Raw genomic sequence first — 13,896 nt, 5'->3', positions numbered from 1 at the left:
AACACGGTGGCCGGCGACAAGCAAGCGGAGACGACGGTGCCCGCGGAGGCACGGGAGAAGCACGCGCAGCTCGCTGAGCAGATCACGGAGCATCGCACCCGGTACTACACGCAGGACGCCCCGGTCATCAGCGACGCGGAGTTCGACGAGCTCCTGCGTTCTCTGGAGGCGATGGAGGACGAGTACCCGGAGCTGCGCACGCCGGATTCACCGACGCAGACGGTCGCGGTGGAGTTCGAGACGGACCTCGCGAAGGTCGAGCACCGCGAGCGCATGCTCTCGCTCGACAACGTCTTCGACGACGCCGGACTCGCCGCCTGGGTCGAGCGAGTGGCGAACGACGTGGGCACATCCGCTTACCACCTGCTGTGCGAGCTCAAGGTCGACGGTCTCGCGGTGAACCTGACCTACGAGAACGGACGGCTCACCCGTGCGGCCACCCGAGGCACGGGGCGGGTCGGCGAGGACATCACGCCCAATGTCATGACGATCGGGGAGATCCCGCATCGGCTCAAGGGCGACAAGGTCCCACGGCTCGTGGAGATCCGCGGCGAGGTGTACTTCCCGATGGAGGCCTTCGAGGACCTGAACGCCCGCCGTGTGGCAGCGGGGGAGAAGCCCTACGCCAACCCTCGCAACTCCGCCTCCGGTTCACTGCGTCAGAAGGACGCCCGCGTCACGGCGACCCTGCCCCTGCACATGGTCGTCCACGGCATCGGCGCGTTGGAGGGGTTCGAGGGCCTGACCCGCCTCTCCGAGGCCTACGACCTGCTCAAGACGTGGGGCCTGCCCACGTCCACGCACAACAAGGTGGTCGACGGCCTCGACGGAGTACGGGAGTTCATCGCGTACTACGGGGAGAACCGCCATTCCGTGGCGCACGAGATCGACGGCGTGGTCGTCAAGCTCGACGAGATCCCCCTCCAGGGCCGCCTCGGCTCCACCTCCCGCGCCCCGCGCTGGGCGATTGCATACAAGTACGCGCCGGAAGAGGTGAACACCAAGCTCGTCAACATCCGCGTCGGCGTGGGCCGTACGGGCCGGGTCACGCCCTACGCCCAGGTCGAGCCGGTGACCGTCGCGGGCTCCGAGGTCGAGTTCGCCACGCTGCACAACCAGGACGTCGTCAAGGCCAAGGGCGTTCTCATCGGCGACACCGTGGTGCTGCGCAAGGCCGGTGACGTGATCCCGGAGATTCTCGGGCCCGTGGTCGACCTGCGGGACGGCAGTGAGCGGGAGTTCGTGATGCCCAGCGAGTGCCCCGAGTGCGGGACGCCGCTGCGGCCCATGAAGGAGGGCGACGTCGACCTGCGCTGCCCCAACGGCCAGAGCTGCCCGGCCCAGTTGCGCGAGCGCCTGTTCTACCTCGCGGGCCGCAAGGCGCTGGACATCGAGCACTTCGGTTATGTCGCGGCCGCGGCCCTCACCAAACCGCTGGAGCCCGCCGAGCCGCCGCTGAAAGACGAGGGCGACCTGTTCGACCTCACCATCGAGCAGTTGCTGCCCATCAAGGCGTACGTCCTCGACCAGGACAGCGGGCTGCCCAAGCGGGACCCGGAGACCGGCGAGGAGAAGACCGCCCTGATCTTCGCCAACAAGGAGGGCGGCGCCCGCAAGAACGCGCTCGCCATGCTGGAGAACATCGAGGCGGCCAAGCAGCGCCCGCTGGCCCGTGTCCTGACCGGTCTGTCGATCCGGCATGTCGGGCCGGTCGCGGCGGAGGCGCTCGCCCGCGAGTTCCGCTCGATCGAGCGCATCGAGCAGGCCACGGAGGAGGAGCTGGCGAACACCGACGGGGTCGGCGCCATCATCGCCAAGTCCCTCAAGGAGTGGTTCGCCGAGGACTGGCACCAGGAGATCCTCCGCAAGTGGCGGGCCGCCGGAGTCCGCATGGAGGAGGAGAACACCGGCGAGGACGAAGGCCCCCGCCCCCTCGAAGGCCTCACCGTCGTCGTCACCGGCACCCTGGAGCACTTCACCCGCGACGGCGCCAAGGACGCCCTTCAGTCGCGTGGAGCGAAAGTGACCGGTTCTGTTTCGAAGAAGACGTCTTTCGTGGTTGTGGGTGACAATCCTGGTTCGAAGTACGACAAGGCGATGCAGCTCAAGGTGCCCGTTCTGAACGAGGACGGCTTCAACGTCCTGCTGGAACAGGGTCCGGAAGCGGCCGCCGAAGTCGCACTTCCCATCGAGGAGTAGGGCGGAGCGGCGGTTGAAGGCCACCCGATCGGCGCATACCAGATGCATACGGGTGGCCGGGGCGCATTCGGGCAACCGTCGACGACCGCTGCCCGTGGAAGCCTTCTGCGGCCTACTGTTGAGATGTGCGCCTGCCGTGCCCAGCTGCGGTTGGGGCAACCCCGTGCTCCTCAGGAGGACGGGAAAGGGTTTTCCAACGCGGCGCCGTAGAGGGTTTGTCGGGCAACGGGCCGCGTGGCGTGGGCACCGCCGGCTGTGAGAGGGACGGGAATGGAACCGACCGAGAGCGCCGCCCCGTACTCGCGGCTGCGCCGGCTGGCCGGCGCATGGCGGGGGAGCCGCCGGGCGCCGGGCACCGCGGAGCGTCCGCGGGACGAGGCGCGGGTCACCGGCCCCGCCGTGCCGACCGGACCGTACACCGCCGTGGACGACCGCACCGCCGTACCGCTCACCACCGACCACACCTCCGGGCTGCCCGGGGCCGAGCACGAGCGGCATCTGTCCTGGCCCGCGCTGCCCGCGGCGGTCGTCGCGGCGGCCGGGTTCGTGCTGGGGGCGGGCTTCTACCGGGCGTTCACCGGAAGCCACGCCCTCTTCCCGTCCGGCACCGTCGGCTGGGCCCTCGCCGTGCTCACCGGCGTCATCGTCGGTCACCTCGTCGCGCTCGGCCGCGCCCGCTGGTGGGGCGGCACCGGCTCCGGCGCCGCCCTCACCCTCGCCGTCCTGATGCTGTACGGCTGGGTGCCGGCCGGCATGGTCAGCCTCACCGTCGTCGTCCTGGTCGGCATAGCCAGGCGCCACCGCTGGCGGCAGGGCGTCCTGCACGGCGCGGTGGACATCCTCGGCATCGCCGGCGGCGCGCTGATCCTGGCCGCCTTCGGCCGCGTACCCAGCGTCGAGGCCCCCTGGAACCCCGAGACCTGGACCCTCTACACGGTCCCCGAGATCGTCCTCGTCGCGGCCGCCTATCTCGCGGTCACCCGCATCCTGCTGTGGTACCTGCACGCTCCCCGCACCGGCGGACTGCCCACGGTCGCCCGCACCGCCCTGGTCAGACAGGGCCTGGTCGCGGTCGCGCTGCTCGGCATCGCCCCGCTGGTCTGTGTCGTCGCCGCGGCCAAGCCGTTGCTGCTGCCGCTCTTCGCCATCCCGCTGATAGCCCTCGACTCCACTCTGTGGATGGCCCGGGCCCGGGCGGAGGAGCAGCTGCGCGACCCGCTGACCGGGCTGCCCAACCGCCAGTGGCTCCTCGAACGCATCTGGACCGCCCTGGACGACGCCGAACGCATCGGCGCCCGCTCGGCCCTGATGCTCATCGACCTCGACCGCTTCCGGTCGGTCAACGACACGCTCGGCCATCTCGCCGGTGACCGCCTGCTCCTGCAGATAGCCGACCGGCTCCAGCAGGCCCTGCCGCGCGGGGCGGAGGCCGCGCGGCTCGGCGGCGACGAGTTCGCCGTGTTACTGCCGGTCGCCGACTCCACGACGTCCGCGACCCGCGTCGCCCGCAGCCTCGTCTCGGCCCTCAGCTCCCCGCTCGACCTCGACGGGCTCACCCTCGTCCTGGAGGCCAGCGCCGGAGTCGCCGTCTTCCCCGACCACGCCCTCGACGCCGAGGGGCTGCTGCGCCGGGCGGACGTGGCGATGTACCAGGCGAAGCGGGACCGGACCGGCGTCGAGGTTTACGAGTCCAAACGGGACTCGAACACCCCGGACCGGCTCGGCCTGCTGGGCGACCTGCGCCGCGCCCTCGACGCGCACGAGGTCGAGCTGCACTACCAGCCCAAGGTCCGCTTCGACGGACAGGTGGCGGGCCTGGAGGCCCTGGTCCGCTGGGTGCACCCGGAGCGCGGGAAGGTGCCGCCGGACGAGTTCATCGCCATCGCCGAGTCCTCCGGCCTGATGCCCCACCTCACCGAGTACGTCCTCGACACCGCGCTGGCCCAGGTCGCCGCATGGCGGGCCCAGGGGCTGTACGTCCCGGTCGCGGTGAACGTCTCCCCGCGTGACGTCCACACCCCCGGCTTCGCGGGCTCCGTCGCCGCCCGCCTCGCCCGGCACGGCGTCCCGGCGGGCTCCCTCCAGCTGGAGATAACGGAACACGTGCTGCTGGAGGACCCGCAGCGCGCCGCCGACACCCTCGCCGGGCTGACCGGCCACGGCGTGAAGATGTCCCTCGACGACTTCGGCACCGGTTACTCGTCCCTGGTGCACCTGCGGAGCCTTCCCGTCAGCGAACTGAAGATCGACCGCTCGTTCGTGGCCCGCCTCGCCGTCGACGCCGAGGACGCCGAGATCGTCCGCTGCACGCTCGACCTCGCCCATTCCCTCGGCCTGCTGGTCGTCGCCGAGGGCGTCGAGGACGACGAGACCTGGGAGCGCCTGCGCGACCTGGGCTGTGACGCCGTACAGGGCTGGCTGGTCGCGGCGGCGATGCCGGCCGAGGAGACGACGGCCTGGCTGCGGGCGCGCGGATCGCGCGGCTGGCAGCGGCCGCGGGCGGCCCTGCCGGCCGCCGCGGCCGACGAGTAGGAACCGCCGGAATCAGCCCCCGGGGACCCGGCGTTGAAATGATCAACACCAGTCATCAGGGGGAATGAAGATGTCGCTGTTCGTACCGAAGTTCGACGACTCCGTGGTGGTCCGTGACGCCGAGGCCGAGACCCTCGGCGGAGATCCCGTCGCCGTGAAGCTGCTCGCCGACAGCAGCGCGTCCGGCGGCGCGCTGTCCACCGTGCGCGTCACCCTCGGCCAGGGCGCCGACGGCGCCAAGCCGCATCTGCACCGCAACTCCGCCGAGATGTTCTTCCTCCTCGACGGCGAGGCCCAGCTCCTGTCCGGCGACGACATCGTCACCGCCGAGCGCGGCGACCTCGTCATCGTCCCGCCCGGCAGGGCGCACGCCTTCGCCGCCGCCCCCGGCTCCACCGCCGACCTGCTGATCGTCATCACCCCGGGCGTGGAGCGCTTCGAGTACTTCCGTCATCTGCAGCGCATCCGCCTCGGCGAGGTCGGTCCGGAGAGCATCCTGGAGGTGCAGGAGCTCTACGACAACCACTTCCTGCGGAGCGAGGCGTGGGAGGCCCGCCCGGCCCCTGGGGAAACCGCGTAACCGTCACCGCCCCCGGCCCCATAGGATTGGCCCCAAACCACACACACTCACCCCAGAGGATCGCTGCATGCCTGGCATCACGCGCGAGGAGGTCGCCCACCTCGCCCGGCTGGCGCGTCTGGAGCTGAAGCCCGAAGAGCTCGAGCACTTCGCGGGACAGCTGGACGACATCATCGGCGCGGTCGCACGCGTCAGTGAGGTCGCCGACCAAGACGTACCGCCGACCTCGCACCCGCTCCCGCTGACGAACGTCATGCGGGCGGACGAGGTCCGTCCGTCGCTCACCCCCGAGCAGGCGCTCTCCGGCGCCCCGGCCCAGGAGCAGCAGCGTTTCAAGGTGCCGCAGATCCTGGGGGAGGACTAAGAAGTCATGACGGACAACAACGTCAACATCATCAAGCTCACCGCCGCCGAGACCGCCGCGAAGATCGCCTCCGGCGAGCTCACGGCCGTCCAGGTCACCGAAGCCCACCTCGCCCGGATCGAGGCCGTCGACGAGAAGGTGCACGCCTTCCTGCACGTCGACCGCGAGGGCGCGCTGGCGCAGGCGCGTGCCGTCGACGAGAAGCGCGAGCGGGGCGAGAAGCTCGGGCCGCTCGCCGGTGTGCCCCTCGCGCTGAAGGACATCTTCACCACCGAGGGCATCCCGACGACCGTCGGCTCGAAGATCCTCGAGGGCTGGATCCCGCCGTACGACGCCACCCTCACCAAGCGTCTGAAGGCCGCCGACGTCGTCATCCTCGGCAAGACCAACATGGACGAGTTCGCCATGGGGTCCTCGACGGAGAACAGCGCGTACGGGCCGACCGGCAACCCGTGGGACCTCACCCGCATCCCCGGCGGCTCCGGCGGCGGTTCCTCCGCCGCGCTCGCCGCGCACATGGCGCCCCTCGCCATCGGCACCGACACCGGCGGTTCCATCCGCCAGCCGGCCGCCGTCACCGGCACGGTCGGCGTCAAGCCGACGTACGGAGCGGTCTCCCGCTACGGCATGGTGGCCTTCTCCAGCTCCCTGGACCAGGGCGGGCCGTGCGCCCGTACGGTCCTGGACGCGGCCCTCCTGCACGAGGTCATCGCCGGGCACGACCCGCTCGACTCCACGTCCATCGACGCCCCGGTCCCGCCGGTCGTCGAGGCCGCCCGCAACGGCAGCGTCCAGGGCATGCGCGTCGGTGTCGTCAAGCAGTTCCGCGGCGAGGGCTACCAGGCCGGTGTCATCCAGCGCTTCGACGAGTCCGTCGCGCTCCTCAAGGAGCTGGGCGCCGAGATCGTCGAGCTGGACTGCCCGTCCTTCGACCTCGCCCTGTCGGCGTACTACCTCATCGCCCCGTCCGAGTGTTCGAGCAACCTCGCCCGCTTCGACGGCCTGCGCTACGGCCTGCGGACCGGCGACGACGGCACCCACTCGGCCGAGGAGGTCACCTCCCTCACCCGTGAGGCGGGCTTCGGCCCCGAGGTGAAGCGCCGCATCATGCTCGGCACGTACGCGCTGAGCAGCGGCTACTACGACGCCTACTACGGCAGCGCCCAGAAGGTCCGCACGCTCATCACGCGCGACTTCGAGAAGGCCTTCGAGCAGGTCGACGTCATCGTCTCGCCGACGACGCCCACCACCGCCTTCCCGATCGGCGAGCGTGCCGACGACCCGATGGCGATGTACCTGGCCGACCTGTGCACCATCCCGACGAACCTCGCGGGCAACGCGGCGATGTCGCTGCCGTGCGGTCTGGCGCCCGAGGACAACCTCCCGGTGGGCCTCCAGATCATCGCCCCGGCGCTGAAGGACGACCGTCTTTACAAGGTCGGCGCCGCCGTCGAGGCCGCCTTCGTGGAAAAGTGGGGGCACCCGCTTCTCGAGGAGGCACCGTCGCTGTGAGCAAGCTGACCAAGGCCAAGGACTTCAAGAAGTCCAAGTCCGGTACGTACCTGTCGATGGCCACCACCGCGTTCGGCGCGTTGGGTGTCGCCAAGCAGATCAAGAAGGCCCGCACCGAGCAGGACACGCTCCGGCTGATCGACGCCACCGTCTCCGCGGTCGCGATCGTCACCGGCCTCGCCATCCTGTACCGCGAGCTGAAGCGGCTGGGCGACGACGACGTCCTGCTGGGCTGAGAGGGAAGTTTCACCGTGACCACCACGACCGACCTGGTGTCGTACGAGGACGCGCTGGCGTCGTACGACCCCGTCATGGGCCTTGAGGTCCATGTCGAACTCGGCACCAAGACCAAGATGTTCTGCGGCTGTTCGACCGAACTCGGTCAGGACGCCAACACGCAGACCTGCCCCACCTGCCTCGGCCTGCCCGGCGCGCTCCCGGTCGTCAACGCGACCGGCGTCGAGTCGGCGATCAAGATCGGTCTCGCGCTGAACTGCGAGATCGCCGAGTGGTGCCGCTTCGCCCGGAAGAACTACTTCTATCCGGACATGCCGAAGAACTTCCAGACCTCCCAGTACGACGAGCCGATCGCCTTCAACGGCTACCTCGACGTGCAGCTGGAGGACGGCGAGACCTTCCGCGTGGAGATCGAGCGCGCCCACATGGAGGAGGACACCGGCAAGTCGACGCACGTCGGCGGCGCGACGGGCCGTATCCACGGCGCGTCCCACTCCCTGCTGGACTACAACCGCGCCGGCATCCCGCTCATCGAGATCGTCACCAAGCCGATCGAGGGCGCAGGCTCGCGCGCTCCCGAGGTCGCCAAGGCGTACGTCCGTGAGCTGCGCGAGGTCATCCGGGCGCTCGGCGTCTCCGAGGCCCGCATGGAGATGGGCCAGATGCGCTGCGACGTGAACCTGTCGCTGCGCCCGCACGGCACCGAGAAGTTCGGCACCCGTTCGGAGACCAAGAACGTCAACTCGCTGCGTTCCGTGGAGCGTGCGGCCCGGTTCGAGATCCAGCGGCACGCGGCCGTTCTCTCGTCCGGCGGCACGATCATCCAGGAGACCCGGCACTTCCACGAGGACACGGGGTCCACGACCTCGGGCCGCGTGAAGGAAGAGGCCGAGGACTACCGGTACTTCCCGGAGCCGGACCTCGTCCCGGTCGCCCCCTCCCGTGAGTGGGTCGAGGAGATCCGCGCCGGTCTGCCCGAGCTGCCGCTGGCCCGCCGCAACCGGCTGCTCGCCGAGTGGGGCATCTCCGCCACCGACATGCAGGCGATCCTCAACGCCGGCGCGCTGGACCCGATCGTCGCCACGATCGACGCCGGTGCCGACGCGGCCTCCGCCCGTAAGTGGTGGATGGGCGAACTGGCGCGCAGCGCCAACGAGTCGGGCACGTCGCTGGACGAGCTGGCCATCACGCCGGTGCAGGTCGCCCGCGTCTCCGAGCTGGTCTCGAAGGGCGACCTGAACGACAAGCTGGCCCGTCAGGTCATCGAGGGCGTCCTCGCGGGCGAGGGCACCCCGGACGAGGTCGTCGAGAAGCGCGGTCTGAAGGTCGTCTCCGACGAGGGTGCCCTCGGCACCGCCGTTGACGATGCCATCGCCGGCAACCCGGGCATCGCCGACAAGATCCGCTCCGGCAAGGTCGCCGCGGCCGGCGCCCTGGTCGGCGCGGTCATGAAGGCGACCCGCGGCCAGGCCGACGCGGCCCGCGTCAAGGAGCTGATCCTGGAGAAGCTGGGCGTCAGCGAGGGCTGACCTTCGTACGACGCACAAGGCCCCGGAAGCGCTGCCTCCGGGGCCTTCTGCTTGCTGCTCACGGCGTCCCGCGTACTGCTACTTACGGCGCCCCACGAGTCGTACGAACCCGAACGTCCGGCCCGCGTCGGCGCGCACCATGTCGCGCACCCAGCGGGCCATCGTGCGGTGGAACTCCTGGGGGCTCTCCTCGGCGACCACGTCGACCCACAGCAGCCAGTCCTGCCAGCCGTCGTCCAGCCAGTCGGCCGTCTCGACCTCGACGGCTCCGCTGCGGGTCCAGTGGCGGCGCCACCAGTCGGCGGTGTGGAAGCACCAGAAGTCCGGCTCCCACCACTGCGCGAGGTGCTCCGGCGGCTCCGCGCCGTCGATCTCCTCGCGCAGTGCCGGTACGACGATCCCGATCCGCCCGCCCGGCTTCAACAGCCGGGTCAGGGTGGGCAGATACAGGTCGTTCGTGCCGAAGTACTGGTACGCGTCGATGCTCACGATCGCGTCGAAGCTGCCCTCGGCGAACGGCAGGGCGTGCGCCTCGGTGTGCACGGGCAGCACCCGGTCGGCGAAACCGGCCTCGGCGATGCGTGCCGCGTTCTCGTCCGGCTTGACCCACAGGTCGGCCGCGGTGACCTGGGCGTGGTACTCCCTGGCCAGGAACACCGACGTCATCGCCCGGCCGCAGCCGAGGTCGAGGACGCGGGCGCAGGGGCGCAGGGTGTCCAGGCCGAGCGCGGGCGCGAGCCACTCCAGCAGCCACAGCGCGTTCGGGCCCATCTGGTTCTCGATGACCCAGCGGACGTCGTAGCCGTTGCTGCGCGGGTAGCGCGGGTGGGTCAGCAGCCGTGCGAGGTCCTCATCCGAGGGCCTCGTCGTCGGGGTGATGTCTGGCATCGGTGAACGGGCTCCTTGAGTCCAAAAATGCGGAAAGGGGTACGTCGGAGCTCGGTCGGACGCTCAAACAATGCACCTGCTTCGGCCAGGGGCGGACAGCCCGGGGATTCTCAGCCGGACACGCTACGCTCGCCCGCCATGAACGCGCACCCGGATTCCGACTCCGACATACAGGAGGAGTACGACGACCAGATCCTTGACGCCCGGCGGGCCCGCTGGACGGCGTCCGGGAGCGGGGCGCTGCTGGCCCTCGCGGGCCTCGCGGCGTCGGCCCTGCGGCTGACCGGGGCCGCGCCCGCGCTGGTGCCGGCCGCCTACGCGTTCGGTGCCGTCGTGTGCGCGCTCGCGGCGGTCCTGGGCTCCCGGGGGCGCACCCGGCGGGCGCTGTGGCTGCTGGTCGCCGGCGTGATGGTGATGGCGTGGGGCGACCAGTTCGACTGAGGGTGACAGAGCGGTCGTTACTGTCCTGTGATCTGCCTCCCACTCCTGTGAATAAACCCACGAATGGCATAAACGATCATTTCTGCCTGCAAGAGTGGTCCTTGCATTGCTCATGCGTTCTTTGCGGGCTGTTCACCATCTGAACGACTGTTCCCGGTCAAAGATCCACAATTCACCCCTGGGAGCAGCAACGTGGCAGCCCTCGCGCGCTGGTGTGTCCGACGCCGTCTCGTCGTCGTCCTCCTGTGGCTCCTCGCCCTCGGCGGGGTCAGTACGGCCGCCGCGCTCACCGGTTCCGCGTACTCGAACGACTACGAGGTCCCGGGCACCGAGTCGGGCCGCGCCACCCAGCTGCTCCAGGAGGGGTTCCCGCGGCTCGGCGGGGACAGCGACACCGTCGTCTGGCACACCACGTCCGGCACCGGCGGCGTGCGGGCCGCCGCCGTCGAGCAGACCATGACCCAGACCCTCGACAAGATCGCCGACCTGCCCGGGGTGGCGTCCGTCGTCGGCCCGTACGACACCCAGGGCAGCGCGCAGATCAGCTCCGACGGCCGTACGGCGTACGCCACCGTCACCTTCGGGGAGCGGACCGAGAACCTCGACAAGGCCCAGGTCGAGGCCGTCGTGAAGACGGCCGAGGGGGCCGGGTCCGACGCGCTTCAGGTGGAGCTGGGCGGCAGCGCCATCGCGCTCACCGAGTCCTCGGGCGGGCATGTCGCCGAGATCGTCGGCGTGGTCGTCGCCGCGCTCGTGCTGTTCCTGGCGTTCGGCTCGCTCGCCGCCTCGCTGCTGCCCATCGCGACCGCCCTGGTCAGCGTCGGCACCGCCTACGCCGGGATCGTGCTGCTCGGGCACGCCATGACCGTCGCCGACTTCGCGCCCATGCTCGGCATGCTGATCGGGCTCGGCGTCGGCATCGACTACGCCCTGTTCATCGTCACCCGGCACCGGCGCGGTCTGAAACGCGGGCTGGACGTCACCGAGTCCATCCAGAACGCCGTCGCCACCACCGGACGGGCCGTCGTCTTCGCGGGTGCCACCGTTTGCATCGCCCTGCTCGGGATGCTGATCCTCCGGCTGAGCTTCCTCAACGGCGTCGCGATCGCCGCCTCGCTGACCGTGGTCCTGACCGTCGCCGCCTCCGTCACCCTGCTGCCCGCCCTGCTGTCCCTCATCGGCATGCGCGCGCTGAGCCGGCGCGAACGGCGGCACCTGACCGAGCACGGCCCCCAGCCCGAGCTGCCCACCGGGCTCGCCGCCCGCTGGTCGGCGTTCGTCGAACGGCACCCCAAGCTGCTCGGCGCGATCGCCCTCGTGGTCATCACCGTCCTGGCCCTGCCCACCCTGGGACTCCGGCTCGGCACCTCCGACCAGGGCAACAACCCCGCCTCGTCGACCACACGGCAGGCCTACGACCTCCTCGCCGACAGCTTCGGCCCCGGCGTCAACGGCCCGCTGACCCTGGTCACCCACGTCGACGGCGCCGAGGACAAGCTGCTCCTCGACAACCTCGACGCCACCATCCGCACCACCGAGGGCGTCGCCTCCGTGACCCCGGTCACCTACAACGCGGGCGGCGACACCGGATACTTCACGATCGTCCCGACCTCGGCTCCGCAGTCCCAGCAGACCAGCGACCTCGTGGACCGGCTGCGCACCGAGGTGCTGCCCCGCGCCGAGACCGGCACGTCGCTCGACATCCAGGTCGGCGGGGTGACGGCGTCGTACGACGACTTCGCCGATGTCATCGTCGGCAAGCTGCCGCTGTTCGTCGGGGTCGTCATCGGGCTCGGTTGTCTGCTGCTCCTGCTCGCCTTCCGGTCCGTCGGGATTCCGCTCAAGGCCGCCGCGATGAACGTCGCCGCCGTGGCCGCCGCGTTCGGTGTGGTCGTCGCGATCTTCCAGTGGGGCTGGGGGAGCGAGTTCCTCGGCCTGGGCCGGGCCGGCCCGATCGAACCCTTCCTCCCCGTGATCATGGTGTCCGTGCTGTTCGGGCTCTCCATGGACTACCAGGTGTTCCTGGTCAGCCGGATGTACGAGGAGTGGCTGGAGACCGGTGACAACCGGCGGGCCGTCCGGGTCGGGCTCGCCGAGACCAGCCGGGTGATCAACTCCGCCGCGGTCATCATGATCTCGGTCTTCCTCGCCTTCGTCCTCAGCGGCGACCGGGTCATCGCCATGTTCGGCATCGCGCTGGCCGCCGCGGTCGCCCTGGACGCCTTCGTCCTGCGTACCCTCCTCGTCCCCGCCCTGATGCATCTGCTCGGCGGCGCCAACTGGTGGCTGCCGCGCTGGCTGGACCGCAGGATGCCCCGCATCAGCATCGAACCGCCCGAGTGCCGCGCCGCGCATGAAAGGGTGGACGCCGTTGTGGGGGACATCGAGAAGGAGCGGGACGAGGATGTACGCGATATCGCTGGGTGACGGGGCGGAACTGCGGCCGCTGGAGCCCTGGCACGCGGAGGAGTTCCTGGCGAACCTGGAGCGCGGCCGGGAGTTCATCGGGCAGTTCATCGCCTTCGGCTCCCAGGCCGTCGACGTCGACTCCGCGCGGGCGACCCTCCAGCGCTACGCGCAGATGCGCGCCGACGACACCGGCGGCTACCACGGCATCTGGCTGGACGGAAAGCTCGTCGGCGGCGTCCTCACGCTCAACTTCGACGCCGCTCAGGGCAACGCCGAGGTCGGCTGCTGGCTGGAGCCCGCCGCCACCGGGCGCGGGCTGATCACCCGGGCGATGCGGCTGCTCATCGACCACGTGATCGAGGAACGCGGCATCCACCGCGTCGAATGGGTCGCCGCCGCCGGCAACACCGCCAGCCTGAACGTGGCCCGGCGGCTGGGGCTGACCCGGGACGGGGTGCGGCGCGAGAGCCACCTCCACCACGGTGTGCGGCACGATCTGGAGGTCTGGTCGGTCCTTGCGCCCGAGTGGCGCGAGGCACGCGCGCGTGCCGCTCACAACGATCATTAAGAAACCTCTCAGACTGCGTCCGTACGGTGCGAGGCATGGGAACCAAGACTGTTGACGAGACCGGGGTCGAGACCGGCCCCGAGGCGAAGACCGACGACGAGAAGGTGGACGTCAGCAAGGCCGACGAGACGACCGGGAGCGAGACCGAGGCCGGTGCCGAGGCCGCGACCGACGCCACCGACGACGTCGACGGGCCCGAGGGTCTCGCCGACACCGAGCCGGAGGGCCCGACCGGCGTCGGCCAGGGTGCCGCCGCCGTAGTCTCGGCCGCCCTCGGACTCGTCTCGCTCACCGGCGGCTGGATCGCCACCATCGCCTCCGCCCGCGAGACCCTCGTCGGCCAGCTGGAGACCTCGTCCACCGCGAGCGTCGCCAAGCAGGTCAAGGAGGTCTACGGCGACGCCTGGCACGCCACCGCGCTGTGGGGCGGCCTGTTCGCGCTGGCCGCGCTGCTCCTCGGTGTCCTCGTGCTGGCCCGGCCCGCCTTCGGAGTGCCCGGCAAGCCGCAGGCCGCCTGGATCAAGTCCGTCTCCTGGGCGGGCGTCGCGCTCGGCGTCATCGGCCTGCTCCTGGCCGTCCTCAAGTACACCGACATCCTGCTCGGACTGCCGTCCACGAGCTGAGTCGTCGCAGGTCC

At 70.5% G+C, this 13,896-nt stretch carries 12 protein-coding genes; 11 read left to right on the top strand and 1 reads right to left on the bottom strand.

What is annotated here, in order from left to right:
- Positions 1–6: 6 nt before the first annotated feature.
- The 7 genes from ligA to gatB all read left to right on the top strand — a co-directional run bounded on the left by ligA (position 7) and on the right by gatB (position 8,953).
- The gene (ligA, locus tag ACFUO4_RS35910; RefSeq protein ID WP_383492761.1) at positions 7–2,199 is read left to right on the top strand and encodes an NAD-dependent DNA ligase LigA; all 2,193 of its coding nucleotides are present in this window, start codon (positions 7–9) and stop codon (positions 2,197–2,199) included.
- A gap of 270 nt (positions 2,200–2,469) precedes the next feature.
- A complete protein-coding gene (locus tag ACFUO4_RS35905) occupies positions 2,470–4,731 on the top strand; it encodes a putative bifunctional diguanylate cyclase/phosphodiesterase (RefSeq protein ID WP_383492758.1) in 2,262 nt (753 codons plus the stop codon).
- A 70-nt stretch (positions 4,732–4,801) separates the two neighbouring features.
- Positions 4,802–5,311: a cupin domain-containing protein gene (locus tag ACFUO4_RS35900; RefSeq protein ID WP_383492755.1), complete on the top strand. Its 510-nt coding sequence runs from the start codon at positions 4,802–4,804 to the stop codon at positions 5,309–5,311.
- A 67-nt stretch (positions 5,312–5,378) separates the two neighbouring features.
- Entirely contained in the window at positions 5,379–5,675 is a 297-nt protein-coding gene (gatC, locus tag ACFUO4_RS35895; RefSeq protein WP_007384860.1) for an Asp-tRNA(Asn)/Glu-tRNA(Gln) amidotransferase subunit GatC, read from the top strand.
- A gap of 6 nt (positions 5,676–5,681) precedes the next feature.
- Complete coding sequence (gene gatA, locus ACFUO4_RS35890; RefSeq protein WP_079310764.1) at positions 5,682–7,187, top strand: Asp-tRNA(Asn)/Glu-tRNA(Gln) amidotransferase subunit GatA; 1,506 nt, start codon at positions 5,682–5,684, stop codon at positions 7,185–7,187.
- Positions 7,184–7,423, top strand: a complete 240-nt coding sequence (locus ACFUO4_RS35885) for a hypothetical protein (RefSeq protein ID WP_059198130.1) — start codon at positions 7,184–7,186, stop codon at positions 7,421–7,423. Before gatA ends, ACFUO4_RS35885 begins: the two co-directional genes overlap by 4 nt.
- Before the next feature lie 15 nt (positions 7,424–7,438).
- Positions 7,439–8,953 (top strand): Asp-tRNA(Asn)/Glu-tRNA(Gln) amidotransferase subunit GatB, encoded by a 1,515-nt coding sequence (gene gatB / locus ACFUO4_RS35880; RefSeq protein WP_383492751.1) that lies wholly within the window; start codon positions 7,439–7,441, stop codon positions 8,951–8,953.
- Between the two features lie 78 nt (positions 8,954–9,031).
- Here the strand turns inward: gatB and ACFUO4_RS35875 are convergent, their stop codons facing one another.
- On the bottom strand, positions 9,032–9,841 hold the full coding sequence (locus tag ACFUO4_RS35875; protein WP_383492748.1) for an SAM-dependent methyltransferase: 810 nt from the start codon (positions 9,839–9,841) through the stop codon (positions 9,032–9,034).
- Positions 9,842–9,979: 138 nt separating this feature from the next.
- Here ACFUO4_RS35875 and ACFUO4_RS35870 point away from each other — a divergent pair, with 138 nt between their 5' ends.
- The 4 genes from ACFUO4_RS35870 (at position 9,980) to ACFUO4_RS35855 (ending at position 13,882) form a co-directional block, all read left to right on the top strand.
- Complete coding sequence (locus ACFUO4_RS35870; RefSeq protein ID WP_079310761.1) at positions 9,980–10,282, top strand: hypothetical protein; 303 nt, start codon at positions 9,980–9,982, stop codon at positions 10,280–10,282.
- 192 nt (positions 10,283–10,474) lie between these two features.
- Positions 10,475–12,709: an MMPL family transporter gene (locus ACFUO4_RS35865; RefSeq protein ID WP_383492745.1), complete on the top strand. Its 2,235-nt coding sequence runs from the start codon at positions 10,475–10,477 to the stop codon at positions 12,707–12,709.
- Entirely contained in the window at positions 12,687–13,259 is a 573-nt protein-coding gene (locus ACFUO4_RS35860; RefSeq protein ID WP_079310760.1) for a GNAT family N-acetyltransferase, read from the top strand. The genes ACFUO4_RS35865 and ACFUO4_RS35860 overlap by 23 nt, the downstream gene beginning before the upstream one ends.
- 35 nt (positions 13,260–13,294) lie before the next feature.
- Positions 13,295–13,882: a hypothetical protein gene (locus tag ACFUO4_RS35855; protein ID WP_383492742.1), complete on the top strand. Its 588-nt coding sequence runs from the start codon at positions 13,295–13,297 to the stop codon at positions 13,880–13,882.
- Positions 13,883–13,896: the final 14 nt, after the last annotated feature.

Origin of the sequence: Streptomyces sp. NPDC057280, assembly GCF_042668605.1 — a bacterium.
GTDB lineage: Bacteria > Actinomycetota > Actinomycetes > Streptomycetales > Streptomycetaceae > Streptomyces.
This window is presented reverse-complemented; position numbering and strand designations above follow the sequence as displayed.

Bases quoted from the DNA above. Each gene is read 5' to 3' on its own strand.
- ACFUO4_RS35905 (WP_383492758.1), top strand. From the start codon at position 2,470: ATGGAACCGACCGAGAGCGCCGCCCCGTACTCGCGGCTGCGCCGGCTG.
- ACFUO4_RS35900 (WP_383492755.1), top strand. From the start codon at position 4,802: ATGTCGCTGTTCGTACCGAAGTTCGACGACTCCGTGGTGGTCCGTGAC.
- gatC (WP_007384860.1), top strand. From the start codon at position 5,379: ATGCCTGGCATCACGCGCGAGGAGGTCGCCCACCTCGCCCGGCTGGCG.
- gatA (WP_079310764.1), top strand. From the start codon at position 5,682: ATGACGGACAACAACGTCAACATCATCAAGCTCACCGCCGCCGAGACC.
- ACFUO4_RS35875 (WP_383492748.1), bottom strand. From the start codon at position 9,841: ATGCCAGACATCACCCCGACGACGAGGCCCTCGGATGAGGACCTCGCA.
- ACFUO4_RS35870 (WP_079310761.1), top strand. From the start codon at position 9,980: ATGAACGCGCACCCGGATTCCGACTCCGACATACAGGAGGAGTACGAC.
- ACFUO4_RS35860 (WP_079310760.1), top strand. From the start codon at position 12,687: ATGTACGCGATATCGCTGGGTGACGGGGCGGAACTGCGGCCGCTGGAG.
- ACFUO4_RS35855 (WP_383492742.1), top strand. From the start codon at position 13,295: ATGGGAACCAAGACTGTTGACGAGACCGGGGTCGAGACCGGCCCCGAG.